At 59.1% G+C, this 19,408-nt stretch carries 20 protein-coding genes; 9 read left to right on the top strand and 11 right to left on the bottom strand.

All coding sequences use genetic code 11. The annotated features are described in order from the left end of the window. Positions 1 to 83: 83 nt before the first annotated feature. A complete protein-coding gene (locus tag ASG35_RS07580) occupies positions 84 to 386 on the bottom strand; it encodes a DUF883 family protein (RefSeq protein ID WP_056355014.1) in 303 nt (100 codons plus the stop codon). Positions 387 to 784: 398 nt separating this feature from the next. On the opposite strand from ASG35_RS07580, the gene ASG35_RS07590 reads away from it, so the two are divergent. After that, positions 785 to 1,423, top strand: a complete 639-nt coding sequence (locus tag ASG35_RS07590) for a peroxiredoxin (RefSeq protein ID WP_056355020.1) — start codon at positions 785 to 787, stop codon at positions 1,421 to 1,423. An 86-nt stretch (positions 1,424 to 1,509) separates the two neighbouring features. Here the strand turns inward: ASG35_RS07590 and ASG35_RS07595 are convergent, their stop codons facing one another. Continuing rightward, positions 1,510 to 2,700, bottom strand: a complete 1,191-nt coding sequence (locus tag ASG35_RS07595; RefSeq protein WP_056355329.1) for an acyl-CoA dehydrogenase — start codon at positions 2,698 to 2,700, stop codon at positions 1,510 to 1,512. A 96-nt stretch (positions 2,701 to 2,796) separates the two neighbouring features. Here ASG35_RS07595 and ASG35_RS07600 point away from each other — a divergent pair, with 96 nt between their 5' ends. Together ASG35_RS07600 and ASG35_RS07605 are read left to right on the top strand one after the other, a co-directional pair. After that, positions 2,797 to 3,603 carry an IclR family transcriptional regulator gene (locus ASG35_RS07600; protein ID WP_056355024.1) on the top strand — a complete coding sequence of 269 codons (807 nt, stop codon included), beginning with the start codon at positions 2,797 to 2,799 and terminating at the stop codon, positions 3,601 to 3,603. Positions 3,604 to 3,697: 94 nt separating this feature from the next. Next, positions 3,698 to 4,186, top strand: a complete 489-nt coding sequence (locus tag ASG35_RS07605) for an Lrp/AsnC family transcriptional regulator (protein WP_047845177.1) — start codon at positions 3,698 to 3,700, stop codon at positions 4,184 to 4,186. A 39-nt stretch (positions 4,187 to 4,225) separates the two neighbouring features. Here ASG35_RS07605 and ASG35_RS07610 read toward each other — a convergent pair whose 3' ends face one another. Beyond that, the gene (locus ASG35_RS07610) at positions 4,226 to 4,735 is read right to left on the bottom strand and encodes a flavin reductase family protein (protein WP_056355332.1); all 510 of its coding nucleotides are present in this window, start codon (positions 4,733 to 4,735) and stop codon (positions 4,226 to 4,228) included. A gap of 203 nt (positions 4,736 to 4,938) precedes the next feature. Here ASG35_RS07610 and msrA point away from each other — a divergent pair, with 203 nt between their 5' ends. Continuing rightward, complete coding sequence (msrA, locus tag ASG35_RS07615; protein WP_056355026.1) at positions 4,939 to 5,499, top strand: peptide-methionine (S)-S-oxide reductase MsrA; 561 nt, start codon at positions 4,939 to 4,941, stop codon at positions 5,497 to 5,499. 53 nt (positions 5,500 to 5,552) lie between these two features. On the opposite strand, the gene ASG35_RS07620 is transcribed toward msrA, so the two are convergent. The 3 genes from ASG35_RS07620 to pdxH form a co-directional block, all read right to left on the bottom strand. Next, entirely contained in the window at positions 5,553 to 6,608 is a 1,056-nt protein-coding gene (locus ASG35_RS07620; protein WP_442854817.1) for a DUF72 domain-containing protein, read from the bottom strand. A 77-nt stretch (positions 6,609 to 6,685) separates the two neighbouring features. Next, complete coding sequence (locus tag ASG35_RS07625) at positions 6,686 to 7,900, bottom strand: SAM-dependent methyltransferase (RefSeq protein ID WP_056355029.1); 1,215 nt, start codon at positions 7,898 to 7,900, stop codon at positions 6,686 to 6,688. A gap of 235 nt (positions 7,901 to 8,135) precedes the next feature. Further along, entirely contained in the window at positions 8,136 to 8,792 is a 657-nt protein-coding gene (gene pdxH / locus ASG35_RS07630) for a pyridoxamine 5'-phosphate oxidase (RefSeq protein WP_056355032.1), read from the bottom strand. 298 nt (positions 8,793 to 9,090) lie between these two features. On the opposite strand from pdxH, the gene ASG35_RS07635 reads away from it, so the two are divergent. Next, entirely contained in the window at positions 9,091 to 9,954 is an 864-nt protein-coding gene (locus ASG35_RS07635; RefSeq protein ID WP_056355338.1) for a tRNA threonylcarbamoyladenosine dehydratase, read from the top strand. Between the two features lie 128 nt (positions 9,955 to 10,082). On the opposite strand, the gene trxA is transcribed toward ASG35_RS07635, so the two are convergent. Both trxA and ASG35_RS07645 read right to left on the bottom strand, forming a co-directional pair. Then, complete coding sequence (trxA, locus tag ASG35_RS07640) at positions 10,083 to 10,931, bottom strand: thioredoxin (protein ID WP_056355033.1); 849 nt, start codon at positions 10,929 to 10,931, stop codon at positions 10,083 to 10,085. A gap of 183 nt (positions 10,932 to 11,114) precedes the next feature. Continuing rightward, positions 11,115 to 12,014, bottom strand: coding sequence for a pirin family protein (locus ASG35_RS07645; protein ID WP_056355036.1), 900 nt, complete (start codon positions 12,012 to 12,014; stop codon positions 11,115 to 11,117). A gap of 190 nt (positions 12,015 to 12,204) precedes the next feature. Here ASG35_RS07645 and ASG35_RS07650 point away from each other — a divergent pair, with 190 nt between their 5' ends. Both ASG35_RS07650 and ASG35_RS07655 read left to right on the top strand, forming a co-directional pair. Further along, on the top strand, positions 12,205 to 12,465 hold the full coding sequence (locus ASG35_RS07650) for a hypothetical protein (RefSeq protein ID WP_056355039.1): 261 nt from the start codon (positions 12,205 to 12,207) through the stop codon (positions 12,463 to 12,465). A 207-nt stretch (positions 12,466 to 12,672) separates the two neighbouring features. Continuing rightward, a complete protein-coding gene (locus ASG35_RS07655; RefSeq protein WP_056355042.1) occupies positions 12,673 to 13,554 on the top strand; it encodes an EamA family transporter in 882 nt (293 codons plus the stop codon). A gap of 30 nt (positions 13,555 to 13,584) precedes the next feature. Here ASG35_RS07655 and ASG35_RS07660 read toward each other — a convergent pair whose 3' ends face one another. Continuing rightward, positions 13,585 to 15,129 carry an N-acetylmuramoyl-L-alanine amidase gene (locus ASG35_RS07660; RefSeq protein ID WP_056355045.1) on the bottom strand — a complete coding sequence of 515 codons (1,545 nt, stop codon included), beginning with the start codon at positions 15,127 to 15,129 and terminating at the stop codon, positions 13,585 to 13,587. Further along, positions 15,111 to 15,665, bottom strand: a complete 555-nt coding sequence (tsaE, locus tag ASG35_RS07665; protein ID WP_056355048.1) for a tRNA (adenosine(37)-N6)-threonylcarbamoyltransferase complex ATPase subunit type 1 TsaE — start codon at positions 15,663 to 15,665, stop codon at positions 15,111 to 15,113. Before tsaE ends, ASG35_RS07660 begins: the two co-directional genes overlap by 19 nt. Before the next feature lie 17 nt (positions 15,666 to 15,682). Between tsaE and queG the strand changes: the two genes are divergently transcribed. Both queG and xerD read left to right on the top strand, forming a co-directional pair. Continuing rightward, entirely contained in the window at positions 15,683 to 16,927 is a 1,245-nt protein-coding gene (gene queG, locus ASG35_RS07670; protein WP_056355052.1) for a tRNA epoxyqueuosine(34) reductase QueG, read from the top strand. Between the two features lie 23 nt (positions 16,928 to 16,950). Then, a complete protein-coding gene (gene xerD / locus ASG35_RS07675; protein ID WP_056355341.1) occupies positions 16,951 to 17,874 on the top strand; it encodes a site-specific tyrosine recombinase XerD in 924 nt (307 codons plus the stop codon). A 13-nt stretch (positions 17,875 to 17,887) separates the two neighbouring features. Here the strand turns inward: xerD and ASG35_RS07680 are convergent, their stop codons facing one another. Next, positions 17,888 to 19,408 (bottom strand): class I adenylate-forming enzyme family protein, encoded by a 1,521-nt coding sequence (locus tag ASG35_RS07680; protein WP_056355055.1) that lies wholly within the window; start codon positions 19,406 to 19,408, stop codon positions 17,888 to 17,890.

Genomic DNA, 19,408 nt, shown 5'->3' on the forward strand with positions numbered 1-19,408 from the left:
GTAAGGCAATGTTCGGGCCGGGTCCGCTCGCGAGAGCGCCCGCAGGGCGAAAACGCGGCGGACTGGCGAACTCGATGATGGAATTAACGGCGATTGATCAAGAGGCCAATGACCACGCCAATGCCTCCCGCAATTCCAATGGATGCCCAGGGACGCTCGTGTACGAAGTCGTCGGTGGCACGCGCAGCCTTCTTGCCCTTTTCGATCACCACGACCTGTGCATCTGCGGCCTTTTCCTTCGCTTGTTTCAAGCGGGTCAGAGCGGTCTCGCGCAACTCGGATGCACGCTCGCCAGTGGCGCTCGCGGCCTGCTTCAACAGGTCTTCGGCGTCTGCGAGAACGGTTTTGATATCCGACATGAATCGCTCCTTATTGATTTCTGACATTGATGGCTCCAAACGGGTGAGGCTACGCTAATCGTACCAAAGAAGCAGTGGGTGACCAGCGTCCATCGGGCCCCGAAACTGCAAGCTTGCAGTTTTTGTTCCCGATGCACGGATCCGTCGCGCATAGCCGCTTCACGTACCTGTTTCAATTGAATAAGCGACGATTAGGTTCGCCAGGCGAAAAAAATCAGCGCGGTTTTGAAGGTGATGCGCTTCCCATCGCCCGAAAAATTACAAATATGCATGACGATCTGACTGAATGTTCGTTCGTTGTGCAGGTCTAGTCACGTATGCTTTAATTTTGATCGGACCGCCTTGCCGGTTTTATCGACGGCGTTGGTCAATGCAGTGTTCGCCGCGAGTTGAAAATCGCGGTATCTAACTTTAGGAGATACAACATGAGCTTGCGTCTTGGCGATACAGCGCCCGACTTCGAACAGGACTCCAGCGTCGGCCGCATCAAGTTTCACGAATGGCTGGGCAATAGCTGGGGCGTGTTGTTCTCGCATCCGGCTGACTTCACGCCGGTTTGCACCACGGAACTCGGCCTGACAGCGAAGCTGGCCGGCGAGTTCGAAAAACGCAATGTGAAGGCGATCGCGTTGTCGGTGGATAACGTGGAATCGCACAAGGAATGGATCAAGGACATCAACGAAACGCAGGCGGCGAACGTCGGTTTCCCGATCCTCGCCGATGGCGACCGCAAAGTGTCCGAGCTGTACGACATGATTCATCCGAACGCGAATGCCACGCTGACGGTGCGTTCGTTGTTTGTCATCGATCCGCAGAAGAAGGTGCGCTTGACGATCACGTATCCGGCCAGCACGGGACGCAATTTCGATGAAATCCTGCGCGTGATCGATTCACTGCAACTCACTGACAGCCATCAGGTTGCAACGCCGGGCAACTGGAAGCAGGGCGACGACGTGGTGATCGTGCCGTCGCTGAAGGACGAAGAGGAAATCAAGCGCAAGTTCCCGAAGGGATACAAGGCCGTGCGTCCGTATCTCCGCCTGACGCCCCAACCGAATAAATAACAAAGCCGGTTGGGAGTAAGAACAAAAGCAAAAGCCAACGCCTTTTAAGCGTTGGCTTTTTTATCGGGAATTCCTTGATTATCTGGTCAGAAAAACGCCTGAATTCCGGTTTGCGCGCGGCCGAGAATAAGCGCGTGAATATCGTGCGTGCCTTCGTAAGTATTCACCACTTCGAGATTCACCAGATGCCGGGCGACGCCGAACTCGTCCGAAATACCATTGCCGCCCAGCATGTCACGCGCGAGGCGCGCAATGTCCAGCGCCTTACCGCACGAATTGCGCTTCATGATCGACGTGATTTCGACCGCCGCCGTGCCTTCGTCCTTCATCCGGCCGAGGCGCAGCACGCCTTGAAGACCGAGCGTGATTTCCGTTTGCATATCGGCAAGTTTTTTCTGGACGAGCTGGTTTGCCGCGAGCGGACGTCCAAACTGTTTGCGGTCCAGTGTGTACTGTCGCGCCATGTGCCAGCACGCTTCCGCTGCACCGAGCGCGCCCCACGCGATGCCGTAGCGCGCTGAATTCAGGCAGGTGAACGGCCCTTTGAGTCCGCTTACGTTGGGCATCAGGTTTTCTTCCGGCACGAAGACTTCGTCCATCACGATTTCGCCGGTAATCGATGCCCGCAAGCCAACCTTGCCGTGAATCGCCGGCGCGGTCAGTCCTTTCCAGCCCTTCTCGAGGATGAAGCCGCGAATCTGGTCGCGTCCGTCTTCTTCGAGCTTCGCCCAGACCACGAACACATCGGCGATAGGCGAATTCGATATCCACATTTTCTGGCCCGAAAGCGAAAAGCCGCCATCGACCTTTTTCGCACGCGTGGTCATGCTGGCCGGATCGGAACCCGCGTTCGGTTCCGTGAGGCCAAAACAGCCGATCCACTCGCCCGTTGCCAGTTTCGGCAGGTACTTCTCCTTTTGCGCATCGGTGCCGAATTCGTTGATCGGCACCATGACAAGCGACGATTGCACCGACATCATCGACCGATAACCCGAATCCACGCGCTCGACTTCGCGCGCGATCAGGCCATAGCTGACGTAGTTCAGGCCGGGACCGCCATATTGCTCGGGGATGGTCGGACCAAGCAGGCCGAGCTCGCCCATTTCACGGAAGATCGCGACGTCCGTGCGCTCGTTGCGGAACGCTTCGAGCACGCGCGGCTGCAATTTGTCCTGCGCGTAGGCATGCGCGGCGTCGCGAATCATGCGTTCTTCGTCGCTGAGTTGCTGATCAAGCAACAACGGATCTTCCCAGTTGAAACGGGCGGCATCGGCCATGGTGTTCTCCTGTTCTCTTTCCAAATTTTCGGACTTGACTGATGTTCCGCTAAGCGGAACAATGTTTTGCAAATCAATGACCGAGTCTAGCATTCGATGCCTGCAAGTTCCATCGGGATAACCGATTCGCCAGCTCCACCGGACGGAATCGATGAACGCCGTTTCGTCGTCGCGCTGGCTCGTGGGCTCGAACTGCTTCGAGCGTTCCGGCCCGGCGAAACCTTGCTAGCCAACCGCGATTTCGTCGAAAGAACTGGGCTTCCCAAAGCCACGGTCAACCGTCTTGCCTATACGCTTACAACGCTCGGCTACCTGCGCTTCGATGAACCCGCCGGCAAGTACGCGCTCGATACCGGCGTGCTTTCGCTCGGCTTCGCGCTGCTCGCAGGCGCCGACGCGCTTGAACTCGCGCGGCCGCACATGCGCGTGTTGGCGCGGGAAATCGGCGCGGCTGTATCGCTGGGATGCCGCGACGGCCTCGACATGATCTACCTCGAAACCATCCGCAGCGAGACGGCGTTGACGCTTGGCCTTGCGCCGGGATCGCGGCTTTCCATGCTCACGAGTTCAATGGGCCGCGCATATTTGGCCGTGCAGGAACCGGACCTGCAAGCAGCGCTGCTCGAAGACCTTGGCGCAGCGGCGCAAACACATGGCGAAGATGGCGCACGCCTGGTAAATGCGGCGCGTGACGCTATTGCCGATTACGCGCGCGATGGCTGTTGCTACTCGTTTCGCGATTGGCACGCCGATGTGAACGCCATCGCCACGCCTGTTCGTGATGTCCGCAATGGCCGCTGGCTGGTGTTGAGCAGCAGCGGACCGGCATCGTCGATGGATGAAGCTTATTTTCGCAACGTCGTCGGGCCGAAGCTCCGCGCACTCGCTGCACGACTGGTTTAACGACCAGATAATTGAAACGTGATTTAGAAATACCCTCCCAAAGTGGCCGCTCTTAGAACATAATTCGATGAAACAGCCGCAGGGAGACTAAAAAATGACAGGGTTCTCGCTGGATGCAACCGATTGCCGTATCTTGTCCGTGCTCCAGGAAGATGGACGGATCAGCAATCTGGACCTGGCCGAACGCATCTCGCTTTCACCGTCGGCGTGTCTGCGCCGCATGCGATTGCTCGAAGAAGAAGGAGTGATCGCGAGTTATCGCGCGTGTCTGGACCGGGAACGCCTTGGCGTGGAGCTCGAGGCGTTTGTGCACGTATCCATGCGCAACGATCAGGAAAACTGGCACGAGAAGTTTGCGGCGGCGGTGCGTGAATGGCCGGAAGTAGTAGGAGCGTTCGTGGTGACCGGCGACACACATTATGTGCTGCGCGTACTCGCCCACAACCTCAAGCATTATTCAGACTTTATTCTGAGCAAGTTGTACAAGGCACCGGGTGTTATCGATATCCGCTCGAACATCGTGCTTCAGACCATGAAGGACGAAGCGGGCGTTCCTGTCGCGTTGATCGATCGGACGGGCTGAGGCTCAAGACGAGCTTCAAGACGAGCTTCAATACGAGTTTTACAACGACCCAACGGTATGGAAATGCCCCGCCTGGAAAACCAGCGGGGCTATTTCCGCTGCGTTCTCGTGCACGCCGCACCGTTCGACCTGACCCACGAAGATTACGTGATCGCCCTCTTGATAGCGGCTGCGGTTATGGCACTCGAACCACGCGAGCGCGCCGTCGAGTACGGGCATTCCCGTGTCGCCGGCCGCATGTGAGACGCCCGCAAAACGATCGCCCTTGACGGTTGCGAAGCGCTTGCACAGATCCACTTGCGTGGCGGCGAGCACGTTGACCACGTAATGACTGTTGGCCTGGAATACGGGCATGGATGCTGATTTAGTCGCGAGGCTCCACAGCACGAGCGGCGGATTGAGCGAGACGGAATTGAACGAGCTCGCCGTAATGCCGATCAACTGACCGGATTCGGCGCGCGTCGTGATGACGGTGACGCCGGTGGCGAACTGGCTCAGGGCGTCCCGGAAAGCGGTTGCATCGAAATTCGGCGGATTGGCGCGTTTCATCAGGGGCGGTTCGTTTTCGATGTCATCGGAAGATTGCGATTGTTGCGATTCTAGCGGAATCGACCATGGCGCTAATAATGAAGACGCCATCACATAAGCCTCACCGGCAACACGGATACGCGAAAACCAGTAAGCTGGAAGGGTTGATTCAAAGGGGTTCCGCCTGCATCTGGGTCACAGCGGAACACGAACCAGGAGCCAGCATGACGCAACATGACGAGCAGGCGAAGCGCGAAACCGCCACCATTGGCGGTGGGTGTTTTTGGTGTACCGAAGCGGTGTTTTTGGGCGTTGAAGGTGTGGTGTCGGTGGAATCGGGTTACGCCGGCGGTCAGGTGAAGGACCCATCGTACGAACAGGTTTGCGACGGCACGACCGGACACGCCGAAGTGATCAAGGTCGATTTCGATCCAGCCGTGATCGGCTACAAGGAAGTACTGGAGATTTTCTTCGCCACGCACGATCCAACCCAGTTGAACCGTCAGGGCAACGACGTTGGCACGCAGTATCGGTCGAGCATTTTCACGCACTCCGACGAACAACGGAAAATTGCGCTGGATGTGATCGAGGAGTTGCAGAAGGGCGGCATTTTCGACGGCAAGATCGTCACCGAAGTGACGCCGCTGAACGGCAACTATTATCCGGCCGAGGATTATCACCAGAACTACTTCGAGCAGCATCCGAACCAGGGATATTGCGCGTTCGTGGTTGCGCCGAAAGTCGCAAAGTTTAGGCAGAAATTTTCCAGCAGGCTCAAGCGCTGATCGCAATTTGCGCAAAAAAAAACGATGCGGGCTTCGGGAAACCGAAGTCCGCTTTATTTTTTCCCGAGCCAGATTTTCATCGCGGCGACGAGGTTGCGCGCGATCTTGAAGCACGTCAGCGGCGCCGATCTCTCGGCCTTGTTGTTCACCGCGATCACCACAGGTTGACCCGCGAGCGCGTATTGGACGGCGAGTTCGGCGAGGGCTTCGTGCGTGTCGGGGTCTTCATCGACGAGTTTGTCGAACGGTTCGTACTTCGCTTTCGCCTGCTCGTATTTGAAACCGCCGTGCAAACTCCAGCGCACGATCAGCGGGCCGAGTCCGCCTTCATCGAGTAACGCGAGCGCTTTGGCTTGACGCCGCGGATCGGGCATGCGCGCGTGGATGCCGACGCAATAGCGCACGTTGGCATCGCGCAGGACACGGATTAAACGCGGCGTCAGCATGATTGCGTCGCGTAGTTCGACGGCGTAGCAGCTTTCACCGGGCAGCGGCGGCAGCGCGTGAAGAAACGCGGACAGGCGATCGAGAAACACGGTTGGATCGACGATCATCGCGTCCGGCAGCGGCGAAATCTGGAACACGAGCGCGCCGGCTTTCTCGCCAAGACCTGCAATGCATGGCTCCACGAATTCACTGATCGCGATGTTCGGGTCGAGAAACGCGGGGTTATCGCCAGCAGGTACGCCTTTTTCGCCGCGGACAGTGGCGTCGGTGACCGCGGCAGGCGCCTTGACGATAAACCGGAAATGCGCCGGAACCTGACTGGCGTAACGCGCGTAATCGGCGATCGACAAAGGCCCGTAAAACGATCGGTCTATCGATACACATCGAAGCAGAGGATGCGCGCCGAGCGCGTTGAGGCCGTCGCGGGAAAGCTTGGCGGAAGAATATTCGTCGCCGTACACAATGTCGCGCCAACCGGGAAACGACCACGTCGATGTCCCGATGTGAACCTTCGGCGGAAGCTGGTCCGCGAGCGCCTGAAGCTCGGGCGCGGCGAGCGCGGGCAGAACGCCGCCGCGTGATTTCGAACGCGGGGAAGATGTTTTGGCCGGCTTCGGTTTTTGAGCTACTGCCCCTTCCGGCTCGATAGCGTCACCAAACAAATCAACGTCAACAAACCCCGCGTCCGGTTCATCACCGGACGCGGGGTTATCAGAGGCTGCGGAATCAGGCGTTGAACTCAGAGCGATTTTTCGTAAATATACCGGCGTGACCACGGCAGCGTTTTGGCGCTGCGTCCGGCCTTCCGGCAGACGATCTGGTAGATCGAGACATCGTCATTCTCGAACGCATACGCGCATCCTGCAAGGTACACGCGCCAGATGCGGAATTTTTCATCGTCTACGAGCGATTTGGCCTTCTCCGCGTTCGCCTCGAAATTCTCCGCCCAGATGTCGAGCGTGCGCGCGTAGTGACGGCGCAGGCTTTCCACGTCCACGGCTTCCAGACCACCTTCCTGCAGCGCTTCGAGCGCGAGGCCGATGTGCGGCAACTCGCCGTCCGGGAACACGTATCGATCGATGAACTCCCCGCCGCCCAGCGCCGTCTCGCCGCTATTGAAGTCGGTCGACGTAATGCCGTGATTCATTGCAACGCCGTCATCGACCAGCAGTTCGCGCACCTTGGCAAAGTAGCCGGGCAGGTTCTTGCGCCCGACGTGCTCGAACATGCCGACGCTCGTGATCCGGTCGAACTGCCCTTGCACGTCACGATAATCCTGCAGACGGATCTCGATCTTGTCTTCGAGTCCGGCGTCTTTCACACGCTTGGTGGCGAGATCGAACTGGTTTTGCGAGAGCGTGACGCCCACGCATTGCGCGCCGAATTTCTGCGCCGCGCGCAAGACGAGCGCGCCCCAGCCGCAGCCGATATCCAGTAGGCGCTGGCCTGGCTGCAACTGGATTTTGGTCAGAATGTGATCGATTTTCTTGATCTGCGCGGTGGCGAGGTCTTCGTCGCCGTTCTCGAAGTACGCGCACGAGTAGACCATGTTCTTGTCGAGCCAAAGCTCGTAGAACTCGTTCGATACATCGTAGTGGTACTGAATGGCTTTTTTGTCCGACGCCTTCGTGTGGTTGAAATAACGCCGCACGCGCGCGAGCTTGCTTGCGCTGGTAACCGTGTTCTTGGCCAGGCCGTAGCCAATGTTGATGATGTCGGACAGCTTGCCTTCTATGTCGATCTTGCCTTTCACATAAGCTTCACCGAGATTGTCCAGACTCGGTTCGAGCAAATAAGGCAGGGCGGTCGCGCTCTTCACGTGCAACGTAACTTGCGGCGCCGCGAAACTTCCGAAGTCATGCTGCTGTCCATCCCACAGGACCAGGCGGGCGGGCAGGTTGGCCCGGTCGCGAATGTCCTGCACCCACTGCGTCAGTTTTTTCTCCCAAAACATGCTTGTTCTCCGCGCTCAGATGAAATTGAAGCCAAACCGGGTCGCTTGCACTGCACGTTGGTACGTCACGTCGTGATGCTTTTTTCTTCTTTGCCTTAACCGTTCAGACACGCCGCAACGAGACGCGATTGAACGCGGGCCGCTGAAGTCGGTTCATCGAGAACCGGGCGAAAGGTCAGTTACAGCCAAACGAAGCAGAAACGGCTGCGAAGGCGCTTGAAAACGCCTTCAGGCGCTAAGGCGATAGTCGAACAATGCGCCATTGCTGGCCGTTGTCCGCCTGCTCGCGTGCATCACGTTTATAGACGACACGGTCATGCAACCGTGACGGGCGGCCCTGCCAGAATTCGATAGTGTCGGGAACGAGCCGGTAGCCGCCCCAATGGGGCGGGCGCGGCGGGTTGTCACCGAATTTCGCAATCAGTTCGCGCTCGCGGGCTTCGAGCACCGCGCGGCTTTCGATCACTTCACTTTGCTCCGACGCCCACGCGCCTATTCGCGATCCAAGCGGGCGCGACGCGAAATACGCATCGCTTTCTTCCAGACTTGTCTTGACGACGGAGCCCTCGACGCGCACCTGGCGCTCGAGTTCGATCCAGTAAAACAGCAGACTGGCGAACGAGTTGTTCGCGAGCTCATGGCCTTTGCGGCTGAGGTAATTGGTGAAGAATACAAAGCCGCGATCATCGACGCCCTTGATCAACACAATGCGCGCCGACGGCCGGCCGCGTTCGTCGACCGTGGCGAGCGTCATGGTGTTGGGTTCGGGGAGTTTTGCGTCTTGCGCTTGCGCGAACCAGCTTTCGAATTGCCGAACGGGATTCGGATCTACGTCGGATGTGTCCAGCGATCCGACGGAATAATTCTTTCGAAGGTCAGCGAGGGTAGTCATTTTTTATGCAAGCACTTCAATCGCATTAGTATAGCCAAGGTCTGCAAATCCTGCGCTTTACGGCGAGTGCCCTTTGGACCTTTATTGAGTCAGGTCATAAAGCCGCGCAACAAAATTTGACGCAACCCAAGCGATTATTTTTCATTCACCTTTCAAAAACCGGCCGTTGATTCCCGACGTCCAATCTTCGATAAGGCAGAATACGCAATTCGGCGAATTCCTGCTCATATGCGCTTCTATCGTTGTGATAGCGCGTCAGTTCCGCCTCCTCGTTTGTGTTCCCGCTCGCAAAACGCTCATGACAGCCATTTCCGCATCTGCCGACGCTTTGAATATTACCCCCGCAAAGCCGGAGTTTGAAGCAGCCGACCGCGCCCGGCGCTTTGGTGGCGTGGCGCGGTTGTACGGCCCGGCGGGACTGGCGGCGTTCGAACGCGCGCACGTCGCAGTGATTGGAATTGGCGGCGTGGGGTCGTGGGCGGTTGAAGCGCTGGCGCGAAATGCAATCGGCCGCCTGACGCTGATCGATCTCGACAACGTTGCCGAAAGCAATACCAACCGGCAAGTGCCCGCGCTCGATGGCAATTACGGCAAGGCGAAAGTCACCGCCATGGCGGAACGTATCCGCCTGATCAATCCGGATTGCCGCGTGGAAGAAGTCGAGGATTTTGTGGAACCCGCGAACTTCGATTCCGTGCTGGGCGGCGGTTTTGATTTTGTCATCGATGCTATCGATAGCGTTCGTACGAAAACCGCGCTAATTGCGTGGTGTGTCGAGCACAATCAGCCACTGATTACGATTGGCGGCGCAGGCGGCCAGCTCGACCCGACGCGGATTCGTATCGCCGATCTTGCGCTTACGATTCAGGACCCGCTGCTCTCCAAGGTGCGCGGCCAACTGCGCAAGTCGCACGGCTTCCCGCGCGGACCCAAATCCAGATTCAAGGTGAGCGCCGTCTATTCCGAAGAGCCGCTCATCTATCCAGACGCGCCGGCCGCGGATGCAGGCGACGCCGCAACGCAGGCCGATACCGCGCCAAATTATTCCGGTCCCGTTGGACTCAATTGCGCAGGGTTTGGATCGAGCGTCTGCGTAACTGCAAGTTTTGGCTTCGCTGCGGTTTCTTATGTATTAAGACAACTTGCGAAGCCCGCGCTTTGAAATTAAAACGGCCGCTTTACCATTAAATGCAAAGCGGCCATTAAAAAGATTCAACGACTTTCTGCAGAAGACTTCTTTCGAAACTGATTTAATCGATTTGAAAGGATTAACGGTTTTGCATTAATTGATCAGTTCATTGCGCTGCTGAGTTTGCGGCGCCAGAACGAAACCACCTCCGGTTGATGCGCAGCTAGACCAAATACCGAAAGCATCGTTTTTCGGCCGACGTCGTCCATGAAAGCGCGGTCGCGCGTGACGATTGCGAACAGATGCTCCAGCGCGCCGTTGTAATCGCGACCCGCAATCAGGCGGTTCGCCAGCGCAAAGCGCGCTTCAAGATCATCCGGATTCGCATTCACCGCGTCGATCAACGCGTCGGCGGGAGGAAGGCTCGCGGCGGCATCGGCGGCGTCGAGTTCGGTTTTCAGCGCGTTGTAACGCGCATCGATTCCTTGCGTGGTTTTCGGCGACAACAGCTTGTCTTCGTCGCGCGCTTCGTCTGTACGGCCTGCCGCCAGCAGCCATTCGATCAAGTCGAGGCGGGCGTCGTCGTAGCCGGGATCGAGCGCAAGCGCTGTCTTGACATGATCGATAGCCACATCCGTTTCACCTGCTTCGTAGGCAACTTGCGCCGCACGACGTTCGGCTTCGGCGCCATCCGGCACCAGCTTTTCGATGAACGTGCGCAACTGGCCTTCCGGCAACACGCCGATGAACTGATCGACCGCGTGGCCATCCGCGAACGCGATCACGTGCGGAATGCTGCGAACCTGGAAGTGCGCCGCGAGTTCCTGGTTTTCGTCGACGTTGACCTTCACCAGCTTCCATTTTCCCGCGCCTTCGGCTTCCAGCCGCTCGAGCATGGGTCCGAGCGTCTTGCACGGACCGCACCACGGCGCCCAGAAATCCACTAGGACTGGCGCAAGCGTTGACGCGGCGATGACATCCTGTTCGAACGTGGCGAGTGTTGTATCCATGGTGTTCCTCATAAGCGTCTTACAGAAAAGGGCACGAAGCAATTTTGACAATTCTACGTCGAAGCTTGTGCGATTTTCGGCGGATACAAGAGGCTGCCATTCAGGATCAGGCAGTCAATGCGCGTATCCGGGCAGCGTCGCCGCGGTCGGTCGATCCAAGACGGTTATTAAAGATTCGGTGCCTTACGCCTCCGGCGCATTCGACTCGCGGCGCGGGGTTGGCAGCGGAATGAATTCCGTCTCGCCAGGGACGTGTCCCATGCGCTGCTCGCTCCACGCGTGTTTCGCGGCTTCAATTTTTTCCTTCGAACTCGATACGAAATTCCATTCGATAAAACGTTTCCCGTCGAGTGGCGCGCCGCCCAGCAACATGGCGATGGCGCCATTCGTACTGCGCAGATCGGCTGAAAAGCCGTTCTTCAGCACGGCCATCTGGCCGGCGGGAAGTTCATCGCCGTCGATAGTAAGATCGCCTTCGAGCAGATACACGCCACGTTCTTCGTGCTCGGTGTCGAGCGTCACGGCGCTGTCCGGCGTGAACTCGGCGGCCACATACAGCGTTGGCGAGAACGTCGTGGTCGGGGCCGTTTCGCCGAACGCGTTGCCCGCGATTATCCGCAGGCGCACGCCGTTATGTTCCACGAGCGGCAGCGCGGCTGCCGGATGATGTTCGAACGAGGGTGCGACCTCTTCGTCTTCAACCGGCAAGCCAACCCACGTCTGGATGCCATGCATGGTTTGCCCGGCGGCGCGTTCTTCGTCCGGCGTGCGTTCCGAGTGCACGATACCGCGCCCCGCCGTCATCCAGTTCACGTCGCCCGGTGAGATCTTCTGCAACGAACCCAGGCTGTCGCGATGCATGATCGCGCCTTCGAACAGATACGTCACCGTCGCCAGCCCGATATGCGGGTGCGGCCGGACGTCGAGTCCCACGCCGGGCACGAGCGTTGCGGGGCCGATGTGGTCGAAGAAGATGAACGGCCCAATCGTGCGGACGGCCAATGCCGGTAATACGCGCCGGACCGTAAGGTTACCGACGTCGTGCTGGTGTGGCTTGAGAAACGCTTCGATTGTGGATGACATGTGAACGCTCGGTTGCGTGCTCGGAACTGCAATTCTACTGGGCGTCGAGTCGAAGCATGCAAGCGTTATCCGGGCGATAGGCCAAGAGGTCTATGGTTCGTGACCGTGCCGATCGTTTTCTTTATCGTTATCGCATGTGATGAAAAACTGCAGTACCCAAGTCCCTTTTGCATAGACAGGAGTTTTAATAATGACCAAAAACACGCTTTTGATCGCCCTTACGGCCGGACTGCTCGCTACCGGCAGCGCTTTCGCGCAGACATCGAGCGACAACTCGATGGCCGGTTCCACCGCAGCGCCCATGGACGGCGCGTCCGCCCCGATGAAAAAGCACCGCATGCAACGCCACGGTACGAACAAGTCGTCGAATGGCTTGTCGGCGAACAAGAGCAAGACGCCGGCAGTTGAAACGGGTGCAAGCGCTGCCGTGGAGAACGGTCAGGGCAAGTAAGTCAGAAGTCTGGAAGTTTGCAAAAAAGCGCTTGTGCCGGCTCCGGTGCAAGCGCTTTTTCTTTGTCCAAAACGGCGCACTCGACCCTGTCCGAATGGGCTATGTCGTGAGTTTGTACAAGGCATTTGCAAAATCGTCCGCTAAAGTGTCGGTTCGCGTTCGATCCGAGTGACTGGATGCGCATCAATACAACTGACGGAGACGGCTGTGTCGCCAAGGGATTTGTTGTCCGCGCTGATCGTGATTCTTGCCTGGGGCGTGAATTTCGTCGTGATCAAGGTTGGGTTGCACGGCGTTCCGCCCATGCTGCTTGGGGCGTTGCGGTTCTCATTGGTGGCCCTTCCGGCGGTGTTCTTTATCAAACGCCCCGCCGTTCCGTTCAAATGGGTGTTCGCGTATGGCGCGACCATATCGCTCGGCCAGTTCGTGCTGCTTTTCTACGCAATGTCCGTTGGCATGCCCGCCGGCCTGGCGTCGCTGGTATTGCAGGCACAGGCATTCTTCACGCTGATCTTCGCGGCCATGATCCTGGGCGAGCAGATTCGCGGTCCGAATATCGTGGGCTTGCTGATCGCCGCGTGCGGGCTCGCCGTAATTGGCGTGCAAGCGGGGCACGCCATGACCGTCGCGGGCTTCGTGCTGACGCTGGCTGCATCGGCAATGTGGGGAATGGGGAACGTCATCACCAAGCGCATGGGCAAGGTCGATTTGCTGTCGCTCGTGGTGTGGGCGAGCCTCGTGCCGCCGCTGCCGTTCCTGGCTTTGTCCCTGATCATGGAAGGGCCCGCGCGCATCGAGGCGAGCTTGTCCGCTATATCCGTGACGTCGATTCTCGCGATCGTGTACCTCGCGTTTATCGCGACAATGCTCGGCTACACGCTGTGGGGCAAGCTGCTTGGGAAATATCCGGCGAGCCAGGTGGCGCCGTTTTCTTTGCTCGTGCCCATTGTGGGACTGGCATCGGCCGCATTGCTGCTCGATGAAGGGCTGAGTTTAATGCAGCTTCTTGGCGCCGTGCTGGTGATGGCCGGGCTGTTTGTCAACGTGTTCGGCGGATGGCTGATGCAGCGATTGATGCCGGCACGCTGAACCTGCCGGCATCAATTCCTGCAGCGTGCGTTACGTCATGCGGCTCTTGGCCAGCGGCGGATTTGCGGCGAAGTACCGTTTGATGCCTTTCATGATTGCGTTGGCCATCTTGTCGCGGTAGGCGTCGTCGTTCAGGCGCTGCTCTTCTTCCGGGTTACTGATGAACGCGGTTTCCACGAGAATGGATGGAATGTCCGGCGCCTTCAGCACGGCAAATCCGGCTTGCTCGACCGAACCCTTGTGCAGTTTGTTGATATCGCCAATTTCGTTGAGCACGAAATTGCCGTAGCGCATGGAATCGCGAATCTGCGCGGTCGTGGACATGTCGAACAACGCGCGGTTGACGCTCGCGTCCTGCGTCTTCACGTTGATGCCGCCAATGGAGTCGGACGCGTTTTCCTTGTTCGCCATCCATCGGGCCGCTGCGCTCGACGCGCCGTGATCCGACAGCGCGAACACGGATGAACCGCGCGCGGAAGGTGTGGTGAACGCGTCGGCGTGAATCGAAACAAACAAGTCGGCGCCCACGCGGCGCGCCTTCTGCACGCGAACGTTGAGCGGCACGAAGAAGTCGTTGTCGCGCGTCATCATGGCGCGCATGTTCGGCTGGGCATCGATTTTTGCGCGCAGCTTCTTGGCAATATCCAGCGCGATATGTTTTTCGTACGTGCCGCCGCCGCCGATCGCGCCGGGATCTTCGCCTCCGTGACCCGGATCGATGGCGACCGTAAGCAGTCGCGTCGTGCCGGCTTTGCCGCTTTTTGGATTGGCAAAGCCGTAGTCGTCGCTGGTGTCGCTGTCGGACGAATCGTCCTTTGCGATGGCTGTCGGCGGTGCGGGCTTGATCGTCGGGCGAGGTTTCGGCAGCGGCACAGCAGGCGCAACCGGGGCCGCGGATGGCGCACGGGGCAGATCGTTTGCCTGCGCGTACTTCTGGAAAAATTCGTCGGTATTGTCGGGTGCGTTCGACTTTGGAGCGGTCGCGGGACCGCTCAGCGTGGCGGGCGGCTGAGTTGGATTCGGGTTGCTTTGATCGATAGCCTGCTGCTTGTGCTCGGATTGCGCGAGCAGATCCATCAACGGATCGGGCGCGACAGCCGGGTACAAATCGAATACCAGCCGATACTTGTAGCTGCCAATAGGCGTCAGTGTGAACACTTGCGGTTTGACCGCGCCCTTCAGGTCGAACACCATGCGCACCACGTGCGGCTGATATTGCCCAATGCGCACCGACTGGATCTGCGGATCGTTCGGCGTGATCTTCGAGACGAGGTCCTTCAGTTCCTGATCGAGATCCAGCCCGTTTAGGTCGACCACTAGCCGGTCCGGACCCTGCAGCAGTTGCTGGTTATTTTGCAGCGGTTGATCCGACTCGATCGTGACGCGCGTGTAATCGCGTGCCGGCCACACACGCACGCCGAGCACCGAACTCGCATAGGCGAGCTTCGGTCCGAGCAACGCAAGCGCAATAGTCGATGCCCCCGCGCGCAGCACCTGGCGCCGGCGCCAGTTGTGCGAAGCAGTGGCGGTCGATTCGATCGAATGAAACGGCTTGATCAACAACTTTCGAGACATGACTTTCCTGTTTCGCTAAACGCGCGCGCGGTCAGCACGCGGCCTTCGCCTTCCTGTTCCAGCTTGAATTCGAGATCCGGTACACCCAGCAATCCGCCGGCGCGTTGCGGCCATTCGATCAGGCAGACCGCGCCTGAGTCGAAGTATTCGCGAAAGCCGGCATCGATCCATTCGGCTGGATCGGAGAAGCGATAAAGATCGAAGTGATACAACTCGAGCGCACCCGTTTGCGTGGCAAGCGAATAGGGTTCGACGAGCGTGTAAGTGGGACTGCGCACGCGGCCCGCGTGACCGAGCGCACGCAGCGTCGCGCGCACGAGCGTGGTCTTGCCCGCGCCCAGGTCGCCGATCAACTGGACCTGCAAACCGGGAAAACGTTCGTTCGGGGAATCGGCGGTTGCGCTCCGGACCTTGAGAATCGCCCGCGCGAACTGTTCGCCGAACGCGAGCGTTGCGTCCTCGCTGGGCAAGTCGAAGCGGCGTTCGAGGAGCGCGGCGGGAGGATTTGCAATCGATCGAGTGAGGCTGTCGGGCATTCTCGTAAAATGTCGTGATGAACCGTCTGCCGGAACACCCTGTGGAACACGAGCGCGCGTCAGAAAACGCCGCCGGGAACCCGAGCCACTTCAGAATTGATGACGAAGCCGGGCTGGCTGAACTCGCGCTGCGCATCAAGGCGTGGGGGCGCGAGTTGGGGTTCGGTGCGGTCGGCGTCAGCGACGCCGACTTGACGGATGCCGAAGAAGGCCTCGCGTCGTGGCTCGAAGCAGGCTATCACGGCGAGATGGATTATATGGCCAAACATGCGATGAAACGCGCAAGGCCGGCCGAGCTTGTGGCCGGTACGCGACGTGTTATTACAGTTCGGATGGCCTATCTGCCGGCATCGACACTCAATGGCAAGGCGCCGGAAAGTACCTCGACAGCCGATGCAACGTCCGTCAACTGGCGCGCGACCGAATGGGCGCGCATCGACGATCCCGCTGCGGCGGTCGTGTCCGTTTATGCGCGCGGCCGCGATTATCACAAGGTCATGCGCAGCCGATTGCAACTTCTGGCTGATCGTATTGAAGCGGAAATCGGGCCGTTCGGATATCGCGTGTTCACGGATTCCGCGCCGGTTCTGGAGGTCGAGCTGGCGCAGAAAGCAGGCAACGGCTGGCGCGGCAAACACACATTGCTGCTGCAACGTGACGCGGGGTCGCTGTTTTTTATCGGCGAGATTCTGGTCGATATCGCACTTCCCGCCGACGCCGATATCAACCCCGACCACGCGCCCGAGCACGACGGTTCGCATTGCGGAAGCTGCGCGAAGTGCATCAATGTGTGCCCGACGCAGGCGATCATCGCGCCATACCGGCTCGATGCACGGCGCTGCATTTCATATCTGACCATCGAGTTGAAGGGCAGTATTCCGGAGGAGATGCGCCCGCTGATCGGCAATCGCGTTTATGGTTGCGACGATTGCCAGCTCGTGTGTCCGTGGAACAAATTTGCGCAGGCTGCGCCCGTCGCGGATTTTAATGTTCGGCACGGACTCGATCGCGCATCGCTCGTGGCGTTGTTCGGCTGGAACGCATCCGAATTCGATGACCGCATGCAAGGCAGCGCGATTCGTCGTATTGGCCACGAACAGTGGTTGCGTAATATTGCAGTGGCCATGGGCAACGCGTTACGCTCGACATCGCTCAGTGCAAATTCGCGCTCGGAAATAACAAACGCGTTGAACGCACGTGCCGGCGATCCATCGGAACTGGTGCGCGAACATGTGGAATGGGCACTTCGGCAGGCAGCATGATCCAACGCTTAAAGGATGTATCAATGGACGTGACAGAGTTGGAACGCGCGTCGGAAATAGTGTCGAGCGGCGCATCGATCGATCTTTTCTGCGACGCGTTGTGGCTCGAACACGGCCTCGCGAAGAACTCGCTGGAAGCGTACCGGCGCGATTTGAGATTGTTCGCGGAGTGGTTATCGAAGACGCGCGGCGGGGAGATCGATACCGCGACCGAAGCCGACATGAACGGTTATCTCGCCGCGCGCCGAGCCGATAAAGCGACGTCCGCCAACCGCCGCCTGTCCGTCTTCCGCCGGTATTACGCCTGGGCATTGCGAGAACATCGCGCTTTATCCGATCCCACGTTGAAATTGCGCTCGGCCAAGCAAGCGCCGCGGTTTCCCAAGACGCTTAACGAAGCGCAAGTCGAAGCCTTGCTGAATGCGCCCGACGTGGAAACCGCGCTGGGCCTGCGCGACCGCACGATGCTCGAACTGATGTACGCGAGCGGTTTGCGCGTGACGGAACTCGTGACGTTGAAGACGGTGGAAGTCGGCTTGAACGAGGGCGTGGTGCGCGTGATGGGCAAGGGCTCGAAAGAGCGCCTGATCCCGTTCGGCGCGGTGGCGCACGACTGGATCGAGCGATATTTGCGTGAATCGCGCCCGGCGCTGCTCGGAGCGCGTGCCGCCGACGCGCTGTTCGTGACCACGCGGGGCGAAGGCATGACGCGCCAGCAGTTCTGGAACATCATCAAGCGCCACGCGCTTACCGGCGATGTACGCGCGCCGCTTTCGCCCCACACCTTGCGGCACGCGTTCGCCACGCATTTGTTGAATCACGGCGCGGACTTGCGCGTGGTGCAGTTGCTGCTCGGCCATACGGATATCTCGACCACGCAGATCTATACACACGTGGCGCGTGAACGGTTGAGGACGCTGCATAAGGAGCACCATCCACGCGGTTGAAGCTCACTGAGAACTAAAGCGCATCCCTGAGCTTGTGCTTCAACACCTTTCCCGTCGATGCCGCCGGCAATGCCGCCAGCACGCGGATCTCCGCCGGGCGCTTGTAAGGCGCAAGCCGAGCGGCGCACCACTCGACAATGTCATCGGGCAGCGCATGCACCGACGGCAGCAGTTCGACAAACGCGACCACTTCCTCGTTACCTTCGACCGTCCGTCCGATCACCGCCGATTGCAGCACGCCGGGATGCGCATTCAGCACGTTCTCGACTTCCGCCGGGTACACGTTGAAGCCCGAACGAATGATCAGCTCCTTGCTGCGCCCCGCAATGACCAGCGCGCCATCCGGCTCCAGCCGCGCAAGGTCGCCGGTTTTGAGCCAGCCTTCCTCGGTGACCGTCGTCCGCGTTTGAGCTTCGTTGCGGTAATAACCGAGCATCACGTTCGGGCCACGCACCCACAATTCGCCGACTTCCCCCGTGGGGACATCGACACCATCCATTCCGACGAAACGCAATTCGATGCCCGGAATCGGATGGCCGGCCGCGCAATCTTCGCGCGGGGCATCGAGCATGGTCTGCGCAATGGTCGGGCTACTTTCCGTCATGCCATAACCGTTGTGCAGCGGAACTTTGTAGAGCGCTTCGACGCGGGCTTTCAACGCGGGATCGAGTGGCGAACCGCCTGAATAAGCAAAACGCAGCGCCGGTGCGTGCCAGGGTGCACGGCCGGTCTGCACATGTTCGACGAGCTTTGCGTGCATGGCCGGCACGCCCTGGAAGATCGAGATGTTTTCTTCGGCCAGCGCGTCGCAAACGGCATCGGGCGCGAAGCGCGGCGCGAGCCTGAGCGTAGCGCCCGCGTACAAGCTGCCGAGGCAAACCGATGCCAGCCCGTACACGTGCGTGACCGGCAGAACGGCGTAGACCACGTCGTCGGGCGTTACGCGCCGCAATGTGCTGGAAATTGCCGCGATGAACAGCAAATTCCGATGCGACAGCATCACGCCTTTTGGCGCGCCAGTCGTGCCCGTGGTGTAGATCAACGCGGCGCATTGCCGGGCGGGATCGGTTTCGATGGGTTCGGGTGTGACCGAATTATCCGTGATGAATTGCCATGTATCGGCGCTCGCCAAGGCGTTCAAGCGCTCGGCATGATCCGCGGCGTCTTTCGATGCCTCGACCGTGAACGCGACCAAACGCGGTCTGGCGTGATCGCGGATGGCATCGACTTCACTTGCGGAAAGGCGTGCATTCGTGAGCAAACACCATGCATTCAGCTTCGATGCCGCGAACATCAGCACGATCTGCGCGATGCAATTTTCACTCACGATCATCACGCGATCACCGCCTTTCACGCCGAGTTCGGCAAGCTGTCTTGCGGTGTCGTTGACGCTTTGCAGAAGGTCCGCCGCGCTCAAACGTCGTCCGTCCTCGATCAGCACGACATGCTGCGGCGCGCGCGCGGCAAGACGCTCGGGGATATCCGAGATGCGCTGCGGCAGCGCGCGAAGCAATGCATCGACATCGATTTCCAT

The organism is Burkholderia sp. Leaf177 (assembly GCF_001424345.1).
In the GTDB taxonomy this organism is placed as follows: Bacteria; Pseudomonadota; Gammaproteobacteria; order Burkholderiales; family Burkholderiaceae; genus Caballeronia.

Excerpts from the sequence above, each read along its gene's own strand:
- ASG35_RS07580 (WP_056355014.1), bottom strand. The coding sequence starts at position 386 with ATGTCAGAAATCAATAAGGAGCGATTCATGTCGGATATCAAAACCGTT.
- ASG35_RS07590 (WP_056355020.1), top strand. The coding sequence starts at position 785 with ATGAGCTTGCGTCTTGGCGATACAGCGCCCGACTTCGAACAGGACTCC.
- ASG35_RS07595 (WP_056355329.1), bottom strand. The coding sequence starts at position 2,700 with ATGGCCGATGCCGCCCGTTTCAACTGGGAAGATCCGTTGTTGCTTGAT.
- ASG35_RS07600 (WP_056355024.1), top strand. The coding sequence starts at position 2,797 with ATGCCTGCAAGTTCCATCGGGATAACCGATTCGCCAGCTCCACCGGAC.
- ASG35_RS07605 (WP_047845177.1), top strand. The coding sequence starts at position 3,698 with ATGACAGGGTTCTCGCTGGATGCAACCGATTGCCGTATCTTGTCCGTG.
- ASG35_RS07610 (WP_056355332.1), bottom strand. The coding sequence starts at position 4,735 with ATGAAACGCGCCAATCCGCCGAATTTCGATGCAACCGCTTTCCGGGAC.
- msrA (WP_056355026.1), top strand. The coding sequence starts at position 4,939 with ATGACGCAACATGACGAGCAGGCGAAGCGCGAAACCGCCACCATTGGC.
- ASG35_RS07625 (WP_056355029.1), bottom strand. The coding sequence starts at position 7,900 with ATGTTTTGGGAGAAAAAACTGACGCAGTGGGTGCAGGACATTCGCGAC.
- pdxH (WP_056355032.1), bottom strand. The coding sequence starts at position 8,792 with ATGACTACCCTCGCTGACCTTCGAAAGAATTATTCCGTCGGATCGCTG.
- ASG35_RS07635 (WP_056355338.1), top strand. The coding sequence starts at position 9,091 with ATGACAGCCATTTCCGCATCTGCCGACGCTTTGAATATTACCCCCGCA.
- trxA (WP_056355033.1), bottom strand. The coding sequence starts at position 10,931 with ATGGATACAACACTCGCCACGTTCGAACAGGATGTCATCGCCGCGTCA.
- ASG35_RS07645 (WP_056355036.1), bottom strand. The coding sequence starts at position 12,014 with ATGTCATCCACAATCGAAGCGTTTCTCAAGCCACACCAGCACGACGTC.
- ASG35_RS07650 (WP_056355039.1), top strand. The coding sequence starts at position 12,205 with ATGACCAAAAACACGCTTTTGATCGCCCTTACGGCCGGACTGCTCGCT.
- ASG35_RS07660 (WP_056355045.1), bottom strand. The coding sequence starts at position 15,129 with ATGTCTCGAAAGTTGTTGATCAAGCCGTTTCATTCGATCGAATCGACC.
- tsaE (WP_056355048.1), bottom strand. The coding sequence starts at position 15,665 with ATGCCCGACAGCCTCACTCGATCGATTGCAAATCCTCCCGCCGCGCTC.
- queG (WP_056355052.1), top strand. The coding sequence starts at position 15,683 with ATGAACCGTCTGCCGGAACACCCTGTGGAACACGAGCGCGCGTCAGAA.
- xerD (WP_056355341.1), top strand. The coding sequence starts at position 16,951 with ATGGACGTGACAGAGTTGGAACGCGCGTCGGAAATAGTGTCGAGCGGC.
- ASG35_RS07680 (WP_056355055.1), bottom strand. The coding sequence starts at position 19,408 with ATGGAAATCGATGTCGATGCATTGCTTCGCGCGCTGCCGCAGCGCATC.